The organism is Cryptosporangium japonicum (assembly GCF_039524755.1).
Taxonomy (GTDB): domain Bacteria; phylum Actinomycetota; class Actinomycetes; order Mycobacteriales; family Cryptosporangiaceae; genus Cryptosporangium; species Cryptosporangium japonicum.
Window position 1 is genome coordinate 116,085 of sequence record NZ_BAAAGX010000002.1, and the last position, 16,917, is coordinate 133,001.

22 protein-coding genes are annotated in these 16,917 nt (G+C 72.1%); 11 read left to right on the plus strand and 11 right to left on the minus strand.

What is annotated here, in order from left to right:
• Positions 1-4 precede the first annotated feature (4 nt).
• Together ABD437_RS01785 and ABD437_RS01790 are read right to left on the minus strand one after the other, a co-directional pair.
• Positions 5-1,033: a CU044_5270 family protein gene (locus tag ABD437_RS01785; protein WP_344646930.1), complete on the minus strand. Its 1,029-nt coding sequence runs from the start codon at positions 1,031-1,033 to the stop codon at positions 5-7.
• Positions 1,030-1,575 carry an RNA polymerase sigma factor gene (locus tag ABD437_RS01790; RefSeq protein ID WP_344646931.1) on the minus strand — a complete coding sequence of 182 codons (546 nt, stop codon included), beginning with the start codon at positions 1,573-1,575 and terminating at the stop codon, positions 1,030-1,032. Before ABD437_RS01790 ends, ABD437_RS01785 begins: the two co-directional genes overlap by 4 nt.
• A gap of 79 nt (positions 1,576-1,654) precedes the next feature.
• Here ABD437_RS01790 and ABD437_RS01795 point away from each other — a divergent pair, with 79 nt between their 5' ends.
• Positions 1,655-2,155 (plus strand): hypothetical protein, encoded by a 501-nt coding sequence (locus ABD437_RS01795; protein ID WP_344646932.1) that lies wholly within the window; start codon positions 1,655-1,657, stop codon positions 2,153-2,155.
• 23 nt (positions 2,156-2,178) lie between these two features.
• Here ABD437_RS01795 and ABD437_RS01800 read toward each other — a convergent pair whose 3' ends face one another.
• The gene (locus tag ABD437_RS01800; RefSeq protein WP_344646933.1) at positions 2,179-2,640 is read right to left on the minus strand and encodes a DUF6226 family protein; all 462 of its coding nucleotides are present in this window, start codon (positions 2,638-2,640) and stop codon (positions 2,179-2,181) included.
• Between the two features lie 16 nt (positions 2,641-2,656).
• Between ABD437_RS01800 and ABD437_RS01805 the strand changes: the two genes are divergently transcribed.
• Together ABD437_RS01805 and ABD437_RS01810 are read left to right on the plus strand one after the other, a co-directional pair.
• Positions 2,657-3,244: a hypothetical protein gene (locus ABD437_RS01805; protein WP_344646934.1), complete on the plus strand. Its 588-nt coding sequence runs from the start codon at positions 2,657-2,659 to the stop codon at positions 3,242-3,244.
• Between the two features lie 75 nt (positions 3,245-3,319).
• Entirely contained in the window at positions 3,320-4,009 is a 690-nt protein-coding gene (locus ABD437_RS01810; RefSeq protein ID WP_344646935.1) for a hypothetical protein, read from the plus strand.
• 81 nt (positions 4,010-4,090) lie between these two features.
• Here ABD437_RS01810 and ABD437_RS01815 read toward each other — a convergent pair whose 3' ends face one another.
• The gene (locus ABD437_RS01815) at positions 4,091-4,672 is read right to left on the minus strand and encodes a hypothetical protein (protein ID WP_344646956.1); all 582 of its coding nucleotides are present in this window, start codon (positions 4,670-4,672) and stop codon (positions 4,091-4,093) included.
• 274 nt (positions 4,673-4,946) lie between these two features.
• Between ABD437_RS01815 and ABD437_RS01820 the strand changes: the two genes are divergently transcribed.
• The 5 genes from ABD437_RS01820 to ABD437_RS01840 all read left to right on the plus strand — a co-directional run bounded on the left by ABD437_RS01820 (position 4,947) and on the right by ABD437_RS01840 (position 8,450).
• Positions 4,947-5,387: a class I SAM-dependent methyltransferase gene (locus ABD437_RS01820; protein ID WP_344646936.1), complete on the plus strand. Its 441-nt coding sequence runs from the start codon at positions 4,947-4,949 to the stop codon at positions 5,385-5,387.
• Entirely contained in the window at positions 5,384-5,587 is a 204-nt protein-coding gene (locus ABD437_RS01825) for a hypothetical protein (RefSeq protein ID WP_344646937.1), read from the plus strand. The genes ABD437_RS01820 and ABD437_RS01825 overlap by 4 nt, the downstream gene beginning before the upstream one ends.
• 560 nt (positions 5,588-6,147) lie before the next feature.
• Positions 6,148-6,921, plus strand: coding sequence for an inositol monophosphatase family protein (locus ABD437_RS01830; protein ID WP_344646938.1), 774 nt, complete (start codon positions 6,148-6,150; stop codon positions 6,919-6,921).
• A complete protein-coding gene (locus tag ABD437_RS01835) occupies positions 6,918-7,535 on the plus strand; it encodes an NAD(P)-dependent oxidoreductase (protein ID WP_344646939.1) in 618 nt (205 codons plus the stop codon). Before ABD437_RS01830 ends, ABD437_RS01835 begins: the two co-directional genes overlap by 4 nt.
• Before the next feature lie 9 nt (positions 7,536-7,544).
• Complete coding sequence (locus tag ABD437_RS01840; protein WP_344646940.1) at positions 7,545-8,450, plus strand: LysR family transcriptional regulator; 906 nt, start codon at positions 7,545-7,547, stop codon at positions 8,448-8,450.
• A gap of 34 nt (positions 8,451-8,484) precedes the next feature.
• Here the strand turns inward: ABD437_RS01840 and ABD437_RS01845 are convergent, their stop codons facing one another.
• The 4 genes from ABD437_RS01845 to ABD437_RS01860 form a co-directional block, all read right to left on the minus strand.
• Positions 8,485-8,901: a hypothetical protein gene (locus ABD437_RS01845; RefSeq protein WP_344646941.1), complete on the minus strand. Its 417-nt coding sequence runs from the start codon at positions 8,899-8,901 to the stop codon at positions 8,485-8,487.
• A 110-nt stretch (positions 8,902-9,011) separates the two neighbouring features.
• The gene (locus ABD437_RS01850; protein WP_344646942.1) at positions 9,012-10,022 is read right to left on the minus strand and encodes an aldo/keto reductase; all 1,011 of its coding nucleotides are present in this window, start codon (positions 10,020-10,022) and stop codon (positions 9,012-9,014) included.
• A 9-nt stretch (positions 10,023-10,031) separates the two neighbouring features.
• Positions 10,032-10,409, minus strand: coding sequence for a hypothetical protein (locus tag ABD437_RS01855; RefSeq protein WP_344646943.1), 378 nt, complete (start codon positions 10,407-10,409; stop codon positions 10,032-10,034).
• A 4-nt stretch (positions 10,410-10,413) separates the two neighbouring features.
• Complete coding sequence (locus tag ABD437_RS01860; RefSeq protein WP_344646944.1) at positions 10,414-11,979, minus strand: methyl-accepting chemotaxis protein; 1,566 nt, start codon at positions 11,977-11,979, stop codon at positions 10,414-10,416.
• 155 nt (positions 11,980-12,134) lie between these two features.
• Here ABD437_RS01860 and ABD437_RS01865 point away from each other — a divergent pair, with 155 nt between their 5' ends.
• Entirely contained in the window at positions 12,135-12,794 is a 660-nt protein-coding gene (locus ABD437_RS01865) for a histidine phosphatase family protein (protein WP_344646945.1), read from the plus strand.
• Here the strand turns inward: ABD437_RS01865 and ABD437_RS01870 are convergent.
• Positions 12,791-13,594: an endonuclease/exonuclease/phosphatase family protein gene (locus ABD437_RS01870; protein WP_344646946.1), complete on the minus strand. Its 804-nt coding sequence runs from the start codon at positions 13,592-13,594 to the stop codon at positions 12,791-12,793. The genes ABD437_RS01865 and ABD437_RS01870 overlap by 4 nt on opposite strands.
• Entirely contained in the window at positions 13,591-14,346 is a 756-nt protein-coding gene (locus tag ABD437_RS01875) for an SDR family NAD(P)-dependent oxidoreductase (protein WP_344646947.1), read from the minus strand. Before ABD437_RS01875 ends, ABD437_RS01870 begins: the two co-directional genes overlap by 4 nt.
• A gap of 36 nt (positions 14,347-14,382) precedes the next feature.
• Between ABD437_RS01875 and ABD437_RS01880 the strand changes: the two genes are divergently transcribed.
• Entirely contained in the window at positions 14,383-14,850 is a 468-nt protein-coding gene (locus tag ABD437_RS01880; protein WP_344646948.1) for a hypothetical protein, read from the plus strand.
• Positions 14,851-14,970: 120 nt separating this feature from the next.
• On the opposite strand, the gene ABD437_RS01885 is transcribed toward ABD437_RS01880, so the two are convergent.
• Positions 14,971-15,747, minus strand: a complete 777-nt coding sequence (locus tag ABD437_RS01885) for an EI24 domain-containing protein (RefSeq protein ID WP_344646949.1) — start codon at positions 15,745-15,747, stop codon at positions 14,971-14,973.
• A 42-nt stretch (positions 15,748-15,789) separates the two neighbouring features.
• Here ABD437_RS01885 and ABD437_RS01890 point away from each other — a divergent pair.
• Positions 15,790-16,917, plus strand: a 1,128-nt coding sequence (locus ABD437_RS01890) for a serine/threonine-protein kinase (RefSeq protein WP_344646950.1), incomplete at its 3' end; no start/stop codon positions are given.

The window sequence follows — 16,917 nt, forward strand, 5'->3', positions numbered from 1 at the left end:
CCGGTCATCGTCCCGCCGTGCGGGTGTATTCGCTCCGGGCCAGGGTCTCGTAGCTCGTGACCGCGGGGATGCGCACGTTGAGACGGCCGGCGTCCTCGGTGAGCATCTCCTCCCACCCGAGGAACCGTCCGGTGGTGGCGTCCACGATCAGCGTGTACCGCGTCGGTAGGCCGCTGTAGGAGGAGTCCAGCACGAAGGCTTCGCCGTATCGGCCGCTACGGTCGGTGACCGGCCCGGCGGCGCGCAGGCCCGGCAGCGTCGCCAGCGTACGCAGGAGCGCCGCGCGTTGCCGGGGCGCGAGCACCTGCTCGCGGCACAGGTCGGCGGCGGCGGTGAGTACGCCGGCGGGTCCGTTGCTGACCGGGTGCCCCACCTGCAGGAATCGAGCCATCCGGCGGGGATCGGCCGGGGCGGGCTGCGTCCAGGTGCGGACGTCTTCGCCGGACGTCCACGTGCGGACCGTGCGTGCGTCGTCGTCGCCGAGACGCGACCACCAGTGCCGGTCGTCCTCCGAACCGAAGGCGGGAGGCTGCGTGGTGGTCACCGATCGTCCGGAGCCGTCGCCGGCGAGCCACGTCTCGGTCCGGCGGGGAACGATCGCGGACCGGGTGGCGCCGGCCCGGGTGGCGCTGTCGAGATACCAGCCGACGACGCTGATGTGCCGGTACCGCCCCTGGCCGCTGTCGTCGGGCCGGGCCGCGGTGCGCGCGGCGATCCGCTCCAGCGCCGGCGCGGCCGCGGTTGAAGGCTTCTGCTGGTAGGCCAGGGGCGGTGGGGTCGCGGCGTAGGCGGCCGGCGAGGAGTCGAGCACGATCGGGGTGATGCCGGCGAGCACGGCCGCGGCGGCGGCTCCGCCGAGAAGCGCCCGGCGACGCGTCAGCCTGGTGCTCGCCGTGGGGGTCGGGGTCCGTACGGCATCGCCTCGGAGAATCGTGCGAAGGTCGGCGTCCCGGTCGGCGGGCGGGATCTTCTCGGCACCGGGATCCAGCGGGCCGAAGAGGCGTCGCAGGTCGGTTTCCGGTCCGGGGTTCACGAGCGGACCTCCGTCGTCGGGGTGTTCCGGCTCGGCGCGTCCCCGGGCTGGGCGGTCACGCGGGCCAGGGCTTCGTGAGCCTGCTGACGGGCGCGGTGCAGCCGCATCGTCGCCGCGGAGACGCTGCAGCCGGCCACGGAGGCCGCTTCGGCGACGGTCAGCCCCTCCCAGGCCACCAGCCGGACGATCTCCCGGCTGATCTCCGGCAACGCGTCGAACACCTCGACCAGCGCCAGCCGGCCGGCCACCCGGTCCGCCGGATCGTCGGCCCGCGCTTCGGGCTGTTGTTCGATGCGTGCTCGCAGCGAAGCGGCGCGCCGGGCACCGCGCGTCTGGTTGGCCACCGTGTGACGGGCCACCGTGTACAGCCACGGCAGGGGCGCCTCGAGCGGAACCTCGCTGAACCGGCGCCACGCCACCAGGAAGACCTCGGCGATGGTGTCGCGGACCGCGTCGCCGGCCAGCCGCCGCCGGACGTAACGCTCGACCTCGCCGTAGTAACGGCGGTAGAACACGGTGAAGGTCTGTTCGTCGGGGGTCATCACACCTCCTGACCAGCCTGTGTCCGGCACCGGCCGGATCCTCACCGCGGGCCCCGCCGGCGGCGTGCCATCATCACGCATGGAGTTCGATCTGGACCCGCCGCACGGTGTGGGGTCGCTCCGGCTCGGGATGGGCGTGGACGGGACACGCGCCGCCCTGTCCGTGTTCGGCGAGGTGAGCGGCTCGCTCGCGACCGGCCTGTGGGTGCATCGGCGCGGCGGGGTGAGCATCAATCCGGGGTTCTCACCGAGCGGGCGGCTCGACGCGATCGAGCTGCACGGGTCGCCGGAGCAGGAGTTCGACGTCGTCCGCTACCGCGATGTGGACGTGTTCGGGCTGCCCGCCCTGGACGTCGCGGAACGGCTCCGACGGCACACGACGGTGCGGGTCGAACCCGACGACGAGGCGTGCTTCACCGCACCGGACCTCGTGCTGGCGTTCTGGCGGCCCTTCGCCGCCGATGACGATCCGGAGGACTGGCCGGGTTACCACGTCAACTCCGTGCTGCTGGCCGCGCCGGGGTACTACGACACGCCGGCCGAGGCAGCGCGACGCCAGGCCGCGGCCGATCTGCGCTGACCGCCAGCGATGTCAGCCGACCGTCAGGCCGGCCACGGCTGGTTGACCTGCAGCACCACGTACGGTCCGGTCACCACGTCGGTGACGACGTTCTCGAGCAGCCCGTCCGAGCCGCGGCCGCAGGCGTCGCAACCGCAGTCCGGCAGCGTTTCCAGGACGACGTCGGGCCGGGCGAGACAGATGCGCAGCACCGGCGGACTGCCGTCCCGTTCGAGGAACAGCAGCGGCTGGGTTCCGGACCGGTCCGGGACGACCCAGGTGCCGCGGTCGAAGTCACCGACCTCGATCGGCTCCACCTGGACGCCGGGCAATTCGCCGAGCCGCTCGGGCCACAACCGGGCCTGGGCGAACACGATCGTGTACCGCTCCGGATCGGTGACCCGCTCGTACTCCTCCGGACGCGGCTCGTCCCGGTCGGGAACCGGCCACGACCGCAGACCGAGCGTGTGGTACCGCTCGGCGACGTCCGTCCGCAGACTGCTCACACTCGACCCATTTTCCGTGGCCGTGCGCACCCAGTTCCGCCAGAATGCCCTGGTGACGCTCACCGCCGAACTCGCGCGATGGCGTGATTCGCTCGTCCGCCTCGACGCACCGGTCACCTCAGCCCTGAAAGCGGGCGCAAACCCAGCTGACATCGAAGCGGTGCTCGGCGCGTCCACTCCGCCCGCGGTGCTCGAATGGTTCCAGTGGTGTGCCGGGGTCGAGTACATGCCGGGGCAGACGATCGGCGATTCCTGGGCGATTCCCGGTTTCTGGCCGGTCGCGCTCGAGGATGTCGTCGCGATCAAGGCCGACCACGGCGATGCGGGCAGCCCTCTTCTCACCGAGAGCTGGGTTCCCCTCCTCGAGGACGGCAGCTCGGACCTCTACGTGGCGGCCTGGTCGGGAGCCGGCGAGCCGGTCGTAGTCACGGTGACGCCCGAGTTCGGACCGCCGAAAGTGGAATTCCGAAGCATCGACCAGATGGTCGCCGTCTTCAACGAATGCTTCGCACGGTCGGCTTTCTCTCTCGACGCCCAACACCAACTGGAGGTCGATGACGAGCTCTATGCCGAAATCCGTCAGGCCCGTGCCGATTCAGGATGACGGGCTGTTCTTTCGTCACCCGAGAGGGCTCGAGCCACTGTGTCGGGGCTCGGTCGGGCGCTCCAGAATGGCGGCGTGACGGTGGGTCTGGAGCGGTATCTGGGTGAGTTTCTTCCGCCCCTCGATGCGTCGGTGCTCGTCGACGCGACGGCGTGGTGCGAGGACGAGCCGTTCTGGCCGGCTTTTCTGGGGAGCGTGGGTGGTTCGGTGACCGCACCGCTCGCGTTCGAGGTGGAACCCGCTGACGTCGAGGAGTACCTGGACGAGTTGCACGACCCCGACCACTGGCCTTATCTCACGCTGGGGTTGGCCCAGGGGCACCGGCTGCACCTGCTGTTCCGTAATTGCGAGGACGACTCGGGGTGGGACTACCTGTTCGAGCCGGCCGGACGCAGCGAGGTGTGGACGTTGGCCGCGCTCGAAGGGGGCTACGTGGGGCCGGGCTTGTCGTGGCCGGAGCTGGTGAGCGCGGCCGGCACGAGCGACGCGGCCCGGCGCCTGCTGCTGATGCTTCCCGCGCTCGGTGACTCCGATCGGCCGGACACGGCTGGGGCGCGGGTGGCGGCGGCGTTCGTCGCGGTCGGTGGTGCGCCTGAGCAGGCCGGGCGGGTCGCGGACGAGCTGTTGGGGGCGTCCGGCCGGTTCTGGGGTGACGAGAGCTGGGTCGATCACGACGGTCGGCGCATCTGCGTGGGTGATCACAGCCCGCGCCGGCTGGGCGCACCCGACGAACACCTCCTGGCCATGGCCGCCGCCCTCACCTAGTCATCGTCCCCCGGCCCGACGGCGCCGCACGCCTCGACCAACGGCGCCCCACGCCCCGAACCGACGGCGCCGCGGGAATCGCTAGTACGCGTCGGGTGGTTCGACGGCGGCTCTTGCTACCCATGACGTGGGGCGCGGACGGCCGGGGAGGTCGAGGCGGCCGGTGCACCAGAGCAGCACCTCGGCCGGATCACCGGGCGGCGCGTGCGGAAAGAGCCGGGCCAGCACGGCCCGGCACAGCGCCTCCGGCGGGCGCCACCGAACGCCGAGCCCGATGGTGATGTCGTGGGTGTGGACAAGCGTCTCGTTGACGCCGAGCGCGGCGAAGCCGCTCGGATCGGTCGGTCCCCAGTGCCAGGCGCGCACGGAGGGCGCGGATGCGGCCAACACGGTGCTCAGCAGGCGTCCGGCCCCGGTGACCACGCGCAGCAGGTCGCGGGGGCTCACCTCGTCGCGCACGAGCAGATCCGCCGGGAGGTACCCCGTGTCCGGTAGCGCGGCCAACTGCATGGCGTACGCGTGGAGGTCGTGCGCGACGTGCGCGGCGGTCGTCCAGCAACTCCAGTCGAGCGGGCCGGCCGGTCGTCGCCAGTCGGCGGACTCGAACCCGGTGAGTACCCCGACCATTTCGGCCACGGCGTGGTCGACTTCGCGGCTGCCCATCAGGCCCATGACCAGAAGCGTGGCAGATCCCGCACGGCCCCGCCGACGTTATCCACACCCTTCGGCGGAGGGCTGACGGCCGGGCCCTCGAGTGCCAGGATCGAGGCACCCGAGCAGGTACGGAGGTCGTCGATGAACACGCCGAACGGTGCCGGATCGTTCCTCACGACCGGGCAGGCCTACGACGGGTACAGGGGGCGCTATTCGCGTCGGCTGGCGAACCGTTCGCCGACTCCGCGGGAGTCGTGCCGGGCTGGTCCGTGCTCGACGTGGGGTGTGGCCCGGCGCGCTCACCCGGGTGTTGGCCGACCGGCTCGGGCCGGAGCGGGTGTCGGCCGCCGACCCGTCACCGCCGTTCGTCGCCGAGTGCGCGGCGGCGCTGCCGGGCGTCACCGTCCGTCAGGGGTGCGCGAAGGCCCTCCCGTTCGACGACGCCGGCTTCGACGGCGCGCTGGCTCAGCTCGTCATCCACTTCGTACCCGATCCACCCGCGTTCGGCCGTGAGCTGCGCCGTGTCCTGCGGCCCGGTGGCGTCGCCGCGGCCTGCGCCTGGGATTTCGCCGAGGGGATGCCGATGCTCCGGCTGTTCTGGGACGCGGCGTTGACGATCGATCCGTCGGCTCCGGACGAGGCTCGAACGCTGAGGTTCGGACGCGAGGGGGAGATCGCCGAGTGGCTGGCGGCGGCCGGCTTCACCGAGACGTGCTCTCGGTGAGCTCCACGTACGCCTCGTTCGACGAGCTGTGGAACGGCTATCTCGCCGGGATCGGGCCGGCGGGTGCCTACTGTGTCAGCCTCTCCGACGAGCAGCGCGCGGCGGTGCGGGCGGAGCTTTTCCGTCGGCTCGGTTCGCCCACCGGTTCGTTCTCGCTCGACGCGCTGGCCCGCAGCGCATCGGGCCGCAGCCCCGGCTAGGCCGCTTGTCGGATAAGTCTCTCGCAGCAGGGCACCGGCTCAGGCGTCGCCCGACAAGGCGGAGATCTCCCGCCGCCGCCAGGTCGCGGGCAGCTGTTTGTATCGGCAACGCGGCCCCTCTGCAGCTAAGCCCCGCGGCGGCTGAGGCCCGCGGCGGCCGAGCCCCACGGCGGCCGAGCCCCACGGCGGCCGAGCCCCACGGCGGCCGAGCCCCACGGCGGCTGGGCTCGGCCGCAGCCGAGCACGGACTTGCCGGAGAAGGCCCAGAGGATCGGCGCACCCGGCAACGAAGGTGGGCGCACGTGGGTTGCCGGTGCCTCGACCGGCGCTGCTGACCCAGAGCCACCCGCGACCCCCCGCGATGTCCGGCCGACCGGTTTCAGACCCCGCGCCCTCGCTCAGGCGCCGCAGGGCACGACGTGAGCCGGGCGTCGAGCGGGTCGATTGCGTCTGAGTAAATCGTCGATTGAGAATTGTGCATTTGATTTGCGGGGAGCGCTCCTTTTAACTGGACACGTCGCCGGATCGAGCGGCAATCTTCGTTCCAAAGGATTGTTTCGATGTCTTATTCTGATCTTCTCCCGGCCGTTGTTTCCGCAGCTGAGCAGGCCGGATCCACGCTACTGAAGTACTACTCTCCGAATTCCCGGCCGACCGACCGAAAAGCGATGTACGAGGTCGGAATGCAGGCCGAGGCCGCGTCTCTCGCCGTCGTGAAATCGGCGCTGGAGGGCGTGGCGCCGACCGTGGGATGGTTCGACGACGAGGCGGACCGGCCGGTGCCGCCGGGCGAGTGGTGGATCGTCGACGGCGCCGAGGGAGCCGTCAACCTCGTGCACGGGTTGCCGGAGTTCGGCGTCGTGATCGTGCTGATCCGCGACGGCGAGCCGCAACTCGCCGTGGCGCGGCAGCCGATCGGGGACCTCACCTACGTCGCGGTGCGGGGCGAAGGTGCGTTCGTGAACGGCGAACGGCTGCGTGTCTCCGCCAAACAGGACCTCGACGCGGCGATCGTCGCGGCCAGCCAGGCCGGGAACAGTCCGGAGACGCACGAACGGTTCGGCGCGCGCTGGGCCGCGTTAGCCGACCGCGCGCTGCTCGTCCGCAACACGATTCCGACGACGTTCCCGCTGCTGGCGCTGGCGTCCGGTCAGTACGACGCGTTCTTCCAGTACGAGCCCGACCTGCCCGGCGCCGCGGCCGGGACGTTGCTGGCCACCGAAGCCGGGGGTGTCGCCACCGACCTGGCCGGCGACCCGTGGCGCCCGGCCAGCACCGACGTGCTGGTCGCGGCTCCGGGTGTCTACCAGGCCGTGCTCGAGGTGCTCTCGTGAGGCTCACGATCCTCGGGGCGTCCGGCGGCGTGGGCGTGGAGCTCACCCGCCAGGCGCTCGAGCGCGGCCACGACGTGGTGGCGATCTCGCGTCATCCGGAGCGGAGTGCCGTTCCCGACTCACCGCGGTTGACCCGGGTGCCCGCCGACGTGTTCGACCCGGAATCCGTCGGCACGGCGTTGCGCGACGCGTCGACCGTGATCTCGGTGCTCGGGCTGGCCGACCGGCCCGGCGTGCTCACCGCGGGGGCCCGCGCGGTGCTGGCCGCGTCGCCCGGGCAGGTGCTGTGGCTGGGAGCGTTCGGCAGTGGCCGGTCGGCGCGGGCCGCGGGCGCGCTCACCCGGACCCTGCTGGGCACGTTCCTGCGCAAGGAGCTGGGCGACAAGGTCGCGGCCGACACGGCGATCCTCGACGCCGGCGGCACGGTGTTCCACGCCGGTCCGATGAGCAATGGGCCGGTCAGCTCGCGGCGCCGAGCGGTCGAGGAGTCGGCGGCGCCCCGCCGGCTGTTCCCGGCGTCGGTGAGCCGGGCGACGGTGGCCGCCGCGATGCTCGACGAGGCCGAGCGTCCGTCCGGGCCGGGCGGCCGGGTGCTGGTGCCGCTCGCGACCTAGATTGGGCCCATGCAGCTGGATCTCAATCTGCTGTCCGCCCTCGACGCGCTGCTGGAGGAAGGCAGCGTGGCGGGGGCGGCCGAGCGTCTGCGTCTGTCCTCGCCCGCGGTCAGCCGCACGCTCGGGCGGCTCCGACGCCTCACCGGCGACGAGATCCTGGTGCGCACCGGCCGCACGATGACGCCGACGCCGTACGCGCTGGCGATCCGGGAACGGGTGCACGAGCTGGTGCGTGACGCCGAAGCCGTGCTCGTGCCCAGCCGCACGCTCGACCTGGGCGAGCTCGACCGCACGTTCACGCTGCGGTGTCACGACGCACTCGCCACCGCGATCGCCCCGACGCTGCTCACCGACGCGGCGTCGCGGGCGCCGAAGGTGCGGGTCCGCCTGCTCACCGAGGGCGCCACCGACACCGACGACCTGCGCCATGGTCGCGTCGACCTGGAGATCGGGGCCGACCGCCCGGAGCACCCGGAGATCCGTTCGGAGACGATCGGACACGACCGTTTCGTCCTGGTGATGAGTTCCGGCCATCCCTGCGCGGACGGGGAGATCGACCTCGAGCGGTACGCCGAGCAGACGCACATCCTGGTGTCCCGGCGCGGCCGGCTGGCCGATCCCGTCGACGAGATCCTGGCCGAGTCGGGTCGGCGTCGCCGGGTGGTCGCCGCGGTGGGCAGCAGTGCGATCGCGCTGCACGCGGTGAGCCGGGGCCGGCATCTGCTGACCGTGCCCGAGGCCGTGTGCCGCCCGCTCATCGACGCGCTCGGACTGGTGGTGCGGCCGCTTCCGGTGACGCTGGCGCCGCTGCCGATCGTCGTCAGCTGGCATCAGCGGTTCGACCGGGACCGTGCCCACGCGTGGCTGCGCGCCGAGGTCAGCGCCGCGCTCCGGGCGACCGAGCACGTGCACTGATCCGTGAGGTGGTCCCTGGACGTCGACGGACCGCTCATCCCGTTCCGCGCCCGACCGCACCGGTGGCGGTCGGGTCGCCCACCCCGAGTACGAGCCGGACCGGCAGTTCCTTGTCGTCCTGGCCGACGCCGACGCACACCTGCCGCCCGTCCCGACGCCACGACCACACCTCGGTGACGAAGCCGGCGAGATCGTTCATCAGCGTGCGGCGCTCGTCCTCCCAGTCGACCTGAAGCTCGAGCCGCTCCGGTGCACCCCAGCGCTCGGTCAGGTCGTCGACCAGTCGTACTCGTTCGGCGTCCAGCTTCGCCCACGCCGCGTCGGCGGCGGAGTAATCGTCGTCGCCGTAGAAGTCGTCGCTCATCTCGAGATCGACGATTCGGTACCCGCTTCCCGGAAGTGGCGCCGAGAGCAGGTGGTGTGCCAGCGCAACCGCCGCGGCCAGGTCCATGCGGTCGACGTTAGCGGCGGGTCGCATCCCTACCCGCCGCGAACCGGCCTGGACCGGGCGGGCCCGGAGCGCATCGAGCGCTCCGGGCTTGACGGAACCACCACCCAGCGTCAGCGGCTGGTGGCGATGTCACGCATCGACGCGTCGTACGGGTACGGGGCGGTCACCTCGCTCACCGCGGTCAAGCGCGCCATCTCCTCGCCCGACAACGTCCACCCCACCACGCCGAGGTTGTCCTCCAGCTGCGAGAGCTTCGACGCGCCGAGGATCGGGGCGGTCACGCCGGGGCGTTGCAGCACCCAGCGGATCGCCACCTGGGCGACGCTCGCGCCCCGCGCGTCGGCGATCGCGCGCAGCTCGTCGAGGATCGACCACGTGGTCTCGTTGTCGTACGCGGCCCAGGTCTCGCTCCAGCCCTGCTCCTCGGCCGTCTTCACCCGGGAGCCGTCGGGCGCGCCGCCCATGTCGCGGGTGTAGCGCCCCGACAGCCAGCCACCGCGCAGCGGCGACCACGGCAGCACGCCGAGTCCCTCGGCCTCGCAGACCGGGATGAGTTCCCACTCGGTCGGCCGGGCCAGCAGGCTGTACTGCGGCTGCAGGGTCAGGAAACGCTCGTACCCGGCGGCGCGGCTGACGTCGAGCATCTTCTGCAGTTGCCAGCCGACGAGGTTGCTCGCCCCGAGGTAGCGCACCTTGCCCGCGGTGACGAGCGCGTCGAGGGTGGAGAGCGTCTCCTCGAGCGGCGTCGCCCGGTCCCAGCCGTGGATCTGGTAGAGGTCGACGTAGTCGGTGCCCAGGCGGCGCAGGCTGGCGTCGATCGAGGCCACGATGTGTTTGCGGCCGAGGCCGACGTCGTTGACGCCGGGGCCGCTGGGGAACCGGACCTTGGTGGCGATCACCCACTGGTCGCGGTCGCGGCCCTTCAGCCAGCGACCGGTGACCTCCTCCGACGCCCCCTCGCCGTAGACGTCGGCGGTGTCGATGAAGTTGCCGCCGGCGTCAGCGAACAGGTCGAGCATGCGGCGGCTGTCGGCCTCGTCGGCCTCCCGCCCGAACGTCATCGCGCCGAGGCAGAGTTCGCTGACCGTCGTGCCGGATCGTCCGAGATACCTGTATTCCATGGCTTCCAGTCAAGGGCCTGGAGTGCGCTCCAGGTCAAGGGTGACGTCACAAATGCTGCTGACCTGCTGCGACAGGTGCCGGGCCCGGGTCAGCCGGGCCTTGGTGATCGCGGCCCACTCGTCGACGACACGTAGCTGGGCGCGCATCGCGTCGACGCGGGCGGCGTCCACCGCGGAGGCCGCGGCCGACACCTGCGACGGCGGGCCGCCAGCCTCGGTGACGGCGGCGAACTCGGCGGCGCGGTCCTGGAGCTCCTGGGCGGTGCCGGCGAACTCCGTGAGCAGCTGATCGCACCGGGCCTGGGCGACGCGGTCTTCGGCGTCCGCGACCGCGCAGGCTTCGGTCAGCGCTTCGCGCTGGGCTTCCAGCTCTTCGACGAGGCCCATGACGTCACACCCGGAAGCGGCTGACCAGCGCCTGGAGCTCCGAGGACATCCGGGAGAGCTCCTCGGCCGAGCGCTGTGTCTCGCCGACGGTGGTCGAGGTGGTCTGGGCGGCCGCCGCGACGCTGGCGATGTTGTCGGCGATGCTCGTCGAGCCGGTGGAGGCCTCCATGATCGAGCGGCTCATCTCGTTCGTCGTCGCGGTCTGCTCCTCCACCGCCGACGCGATCGTCATCTGGTAGTCGTTGATCTGCGCGATGATCCCCGAGATCTGCTCGATCGCCGCCACCGCCGAATCCGTGTCGGCCTGGATCGCCTCGACCCGCTTCGAGATGTTCTCGGTCGCCTGCGCCGTCTCCTGGGCGAGGTCCTTGACCTCGTTCGCGACCACCGCGAAGCCCTTACCCGCCTCACCGGCCCGGGCCGCCTCGATCGTCGCGTTGAGCGCCAGCAGGTTGGTCTGCTCGGCGATCGACGTGATCACCTTGACCACGTTGCCGATCTCCACCGACGACTCACCGAGCTTGGCCACCGTCGCGTTGGTCTGGGCGGCGGCGTCGACCGCGCGAGACGCGACGCCGGCGGCGTCGTTCGCCGACTGGGAGATCTCGCGGATCGCCGAGCCCATCTCCTCGGTGCCGGCCGAGACGGTCTGGACGCTGCGCGAGACGTCCTCCGCGGCCGAGGCGAGCACGCTGGTCTGCGCGGACGTGTCCGCAGCCGTGCCGGAGATCGCCTCGGCGGAGGCGGTGAGCTGCTGCGAGGAGTCCGCGAGCGTGCGTGCGGAACTCGACAGCGCCGAGACGGTCTGCCGGATCGAGTCGATCGCCCGGTTGACGGCCTGGGCCATCTTGCCGACCTCGTCGCCGGAGTCGACGCGGGCCTGCCGGGTGAGGTCACCGTTGGCGACGCCGTCGAGCACTTCCTGGACGTGGTTGAGCCGGCTGATGATCGCGCGGCTGATGACCACCGCGAGGGCCATCGCCGCGAGCAGGCCGACGACGAGGACGATCGCGATCATCGTGCGGGCGCCGACGACCGCGTTGTGCGAGTCGGTCGCGTACGCCGCCGAATCCTCGGCCTCCAGGTTGTTCAGCGCGGTGAGCGTCACGCCGAACGCCTTCTCGACGCGGGCGAACTCGGCGTTCATCGCGGCGGTGTTCGCCGGCGCGGGGACGCTGGCCGGCAACGGCTCTTTGAACAGGATGTTGTTCGCCAGCGCGGTGTACGTGGTGAACGCCTCGTCGAAGTCGGCGACCTGCTTCTTCCACTCCGCCGAGTCGCTCGGGTGCTTCTGGAACTCGGCGAACGCCGCGCTGACGGCCGCCTCACCGTCCTTGATCTGCTGCTGGCTCGTGGTGTCGGTCGGCGCGACGTAGATGTTCAGGATGCCGCGGTAGAGCTTCGCGATGCCCGCCTCGATGTCGACCAGGGCGTTCAGCCGGGCGATGTTCTCGTTCTTGAGGTTCTGGATCTTGCCGTCGATCGTGCCGAGCCGCTGCCACGCGAGCCCGCCCGTGATCAGTGCGACGACCGCGATGACCGCCACCGACATCAGGATCTTCTGCCCCACACCGAGACCGGAGAGCTTACCGCCGCTTTCCGTGCCGGACGTCGATACCATGCGTTGCCTCGACCTCGTGTACGTGACCGTTGCCGGCCGCCCGCCAGTTATCCGGTCCCATCGGCCGGGTCGGGCCCGGGTTGAGCGTTTGCGACAATCGACGCGTGCGTCTGATCCTGATCCGCCACGGCCAGACTCCCTCGAACGTTGCCCACCTGCTCGACACCGGCCGCCCCGGCCCCGGTCTGACCGAGCTCGGCCTCGAACAGGCGGCCGCGCTGCCCGAGGCGCTGGCCGACGAGAACATCGAGGTGCTGTTCGTCTCCACGCTGGTCCGCACGCACCTCACCGCCGCGCCGCTGGCCGCCGCGCGCGGGCTGGAGCCCGTCGTCCGTGACGGTCTGCGTGAGGTCGTCGCCGGTGACCTGGAGATGCTCAGCGACCACGAGTCGGTGACGACGTACCTGACGACGGTGTTCGGCTGGTCGGCCGGCCGCACCGCGCTGCGGATGCCCGGCGGCGAGGACGGCACCGAGTTCCTCGGCCGCTACGACGCGGTGATCGACGAGGCCGCCGCGACCGGAGCGGGCACGGTGGCGGTGGTCAGCCACGGTGCGGCGATCCGCGCCTGGGTGGCGGCCCGCGCGGTGAACGTCGAGGTCGAGTGGGCCGCCGAGCACGCGTTGAGCAACACCGGCATCGTGACGCTCGAGGGCTCGCCTGCCGACGGCTGGAAGGTCGTGACCTGGGAGGGCCAGGCCGTCGACCTGCCGGAGGACCCGGCGGACAGCGGCCCTACCGGTCAACCGCTGGACGAGGATTAGACGGAATACTCCAGATCGGCCACGACGCCGTGGTGGTCGCTGAGCGGGTTGTCCTCGCCGACCAGCGCGGCGTCGAGGACGCGGGCACCCGGGCCGGTGCCGACGAACACGTAGTCGATCCGGTAGCGGACGTTCGGCTGGCCGATCAGCCGCTCGATCTCCGCGGCCGCGAGCGGGTTGTCGACCGTCCAGGTGGCGCCCGGCCCGTGGCCGGCGACCGCCCAAGCGTCGTGGTAGCAGGCGCTCTCGCCCTCGAGTGACTGCAGGCCGCTCAGGAACCGGATGCTCGCGGTCTCCGGCACCGCGTTGAAATCCCCGGCGACGATCGTCGGCCGCCGCGTGCGGTGGCGCGTGTCGAGCGCGACGAGTTCGCGCATCTGCCGCTCCCGCCACGCCTCGGCGCCGAGTCTCCAGAACGTCGTCGGCGTGAGCAGCAGGACCGGGCCGACGTCGGGGACCTCGACCGAGACGGCCAGCGTGTACCAGTAGACGCCGTCGGGGGTGCGGCCGTCGACGACCTCCAGGATCCGGTGCGGCCACCGGGTCGCGATCGCGGTGCCGCCGTACACGTCCGCGTCCGGAGGCAGGTGCTCGAGGATCCCGGCCTGGTGCGTGGTGCGCAGACCGACGCCGTCGACCAGTTCGGCGAGCTGGTTCCGGGTGTCGTCGGGGTAGCGGACCTCCTGGAGGACGACGACGTCCGGCGCGAGCCGCCGCAGCTCGGCGTTGATCCGCGCGGTGCGGCGGGGGTCGCCGGCGTCGTGCTGGACGTTGAGGGTCAGGACGCGGATCCGGGTCACGGGAACGGGATACCGCTGAGGCCGGCGCAGTAATCGATCAGCGCGTCCTCGGCTTCCGGGGTCGTCGGCACCGCGGAGTGCGGTTCCCGGTGGTAGAAGTAGCCGCCGGTCGCCGGGTCGTCGGTGACCGCGAGCCAGGCCTGGGTGTCGGCGCCGAGGCGCAGGTCGTCGGGGGCGCCGCGGCCGCCCATGCGGGTCGGCACCCAGCCCGGGTCGACGGCGTTCGACCGCACGTCGGGCCAGCGGCGGGCCACCGCCCGGCTGAGCATGGCGTCGTAGAGCTTGCTCTCCGAGTAGGCCCGCGAACCGTTCCAGCGCCGGCGGACCCACTGCGGGTCGTCGACGTCGGCGCGTCCGCTCCGGTGCATGCCTGAACTTAGATATATCAGTCGTGATGGCCGATCGATGAGCACGGTCAGCACGTACGGCGCCAGCACGTTCACCGCGAACACGTGCGCCAGCCCGTCGGCGGTCTCGATCCGGCGCGGCTCCTGGTAGCCCACGGCCACGTTGTGGATGACCGCGTCGTGGCGGCCCAGCGCGTCGACCTGCGCGGCGACCGACCGCATCGCGTCGAGCGCGGAGACGTCACCGACCACCACCGCGTCGGCCTCGGGCAGGGCGCGGCGGGCCTGCTCGGCCCGCTCCTCGCTGCGCGCGTGCAGCGTCACCCGGTGTCCGTCGCCGACGAGTTGGCGTGCGGCCAGCAGCCCGAGGCCGTCGGCGGATCCGGTAACGAAGACTCGAGACATGCGCCCAAGCTTGCCTCGCCGCGTAGGCTGCCGCCCGTGAAGCCACTCGCCCGGGCCGCGTACGTGGTGGGCGTCGGTGCGGCGCTGCTCGTCGCGGCGCTCTTCCTGCCCCGCTCGCGCACCGTCGACGCGATCACCGGCACCGACGCCAGCCGGCCCAACACCGCCGAGGCCCTGCTGCTGCTCGCCGCCGTGCTCGTCGCGGGGGTGCTGGCGGTGGTCGGGCTCGTCCGGTCCCGGCCCTGGCTCGTCGCCGCCGCGGGCATCCCCGGTTTCCTGACGTCGCTGGCCTGGCTCTGGTACGTCGTCGACCTGCGCAGCGGCAACCGGGACCTGAGCTCCTGCGCCCACGAGTACTTCTGCACGGCGCTGCTGCGGGTGCGCCCCGACGTCGGCGCGTACGTGATCGTCGTCGCGGGCCTGGTGATCACGCTGGGTGGCGCGATCGCCGCCGTGCTCGCCCGCCGCGCCGGCCCGGCCCGCACGACCGTGGCGGCCGACTAGCACCCACCCGAGCCGGCACCCGGTGCCGCGTAGCCGGTGCGGACACGGGCCGGATATCGCGTGGAACGCGCCGGAGACGTGCGAGCGGCGCGGCATCAGCCTGCTGCTCGCCGATCCGAGCTAGTCGATCGGCTGGCCGTGCACGCGGCGGGTCAGCAGCGTTCCGCCGGCGATCGCGGCCGGCACCACCACGATGTTGGCGAACGGCACCAGCGCCAGCGCCGCCACCGGGATGCCGAACCCGAGCGCCAGCGCCCGGTGCCGGCGCAGCACCCGGCGGCGCTCCTGGAGGAAGACGCCTCGCCGGTTGAACGGAATGCCGGTCAGGTCGACGCTGAGCAGCCAGCCGCCGATGAGCAGCGCCAGGATCGGCGCCAGGACCTGCCCCGCGAACGGCACCAGCCCGATCAGCAGCACCGGGATCGTGAGCAGGAGCTGGGTGCCGATCACCCGGATCGAGTCGGCGGCGTTGCGCGGCAACGTCTTGTGCCAGGGCAGCTCGGGGTGGTCGACGGCACCGAGCCGGCGCTCGATCTCCTCGGAGATCTTCTCGTAGAACGGGTCGCCGATGATCAGCGTCAGCGCCGTGTAGACGAGAACCGACAGCCACAGCGCCCCGATGACGATCGTGACCTCGACCAGGAGCTCGGCGGCCCGGCGGGCGTCGGCCGACCAGCCGCCCGCGAACGACCCGGCGAGCCATCCGCCCAGGTCGTCGAGGAACACCAGCAGCGTGACGAACGCGGCCAGCAGGACGACGAACGCGATCACCGCGGGGATCAGCCCCAGCAGCAGGAGCCCGGGGTACTTCGCGTACATCCCGAAGCCGCGCCCGAGCAGCCGCAGCCCCCAGACGAACTCGGAGCCGGCGGTGGGGCGGGGGGTCACGGCGCTCACGCCGCGCAGCCTACGGGAGGGCGTGGTCTAGGCTTCTGCCCCGTGCACCGACCGCCCGAAGTCCCTGGTTACGCCGTCCGCGACGTGCTGGGCTCCGGTGGGTGCGCGACCGTTTACCTGGCGACGCAGCTCGTCGTCGGCCGGGACGTCGCGGTGAAGATCGACAACCGGACGTTGACCACCGAACGGGACCAGCGCCGGTTCTACCGCGAGGTGAACGCCGCCGGGCGGCTCTCCGACCACCCGAACGTGATCGGGCTCTACGACGCCGGCACGCTGGCCGACGGGCGCCCGTACCTGGTGATGGAGCTGTGCACCGGTGGGTCGCTGGCCACCGTGCTCAAGCGGCGCGGCGGGTTACCGCCCGACGAGGTGCGGGCGATGAGCGTCGGGCTGGCCGACGCGCTCGGGGCCGCGCACTCGCTCGGGGTGCTGCACCGCGACCTGAAGCCGGGGAACATCCTGGTCAACCGGTACGGGATGGTGGGGTTGGCCGACTTCGGGCTCGCCTCGATCATCACCGCCGACACCGAGCAGTCGGCGACGCTGGAGTCGCTGACGCCCGCGTACGCGCCGCCGGAAGCGTTCTCGCTGGTGGAGCCGGCTCCGTCGGCGGACGTGTACTCGTTCGGGGCGACGCTCTACGCGCTGCTCAACGGGCGGCCGCCGCGGTTCCCCGACACCGGGTCGCCCAGCCTGGCCGCGATCGTGCGGATGCACGACGAACCGTTGCCGTTGTTGCCGTGGGTGCCCGGGCCGCTGATGAGCGTGATCGAGCGGGCGATGGCGCCGAACCCGGCCGACCGGTACCCGGACGGTGCGGCGATGCGCGACGCGCTGGCGCGGACGCCGGTGGCGTTCGCCTCGCCCGGTGTGCCCGGCTACGGGCGGCCGGACCACTCCACCGGCGACCCGGCCGGCCCGACGACGTCCGGCGCGTCGTTCCGCGCTCCGGCCAGCGGCAACGTCTACCCGAGCGGAGCCTCGAGCTACTCCGCTCCCCCGTACCCGAGCCCGACCCCACCCGTCTCGAGCCCACCGCTCTCGAGCCCACCGCTCTCGAGCCCACCGCACTCCGGCCCACCGCACTCCGGCCCACCGCATCCCGGGCCCCACCCCACCGGCCCCCACCCCACCGGCCCCCACCCCACCGGGCCGCGCCCCACCGGC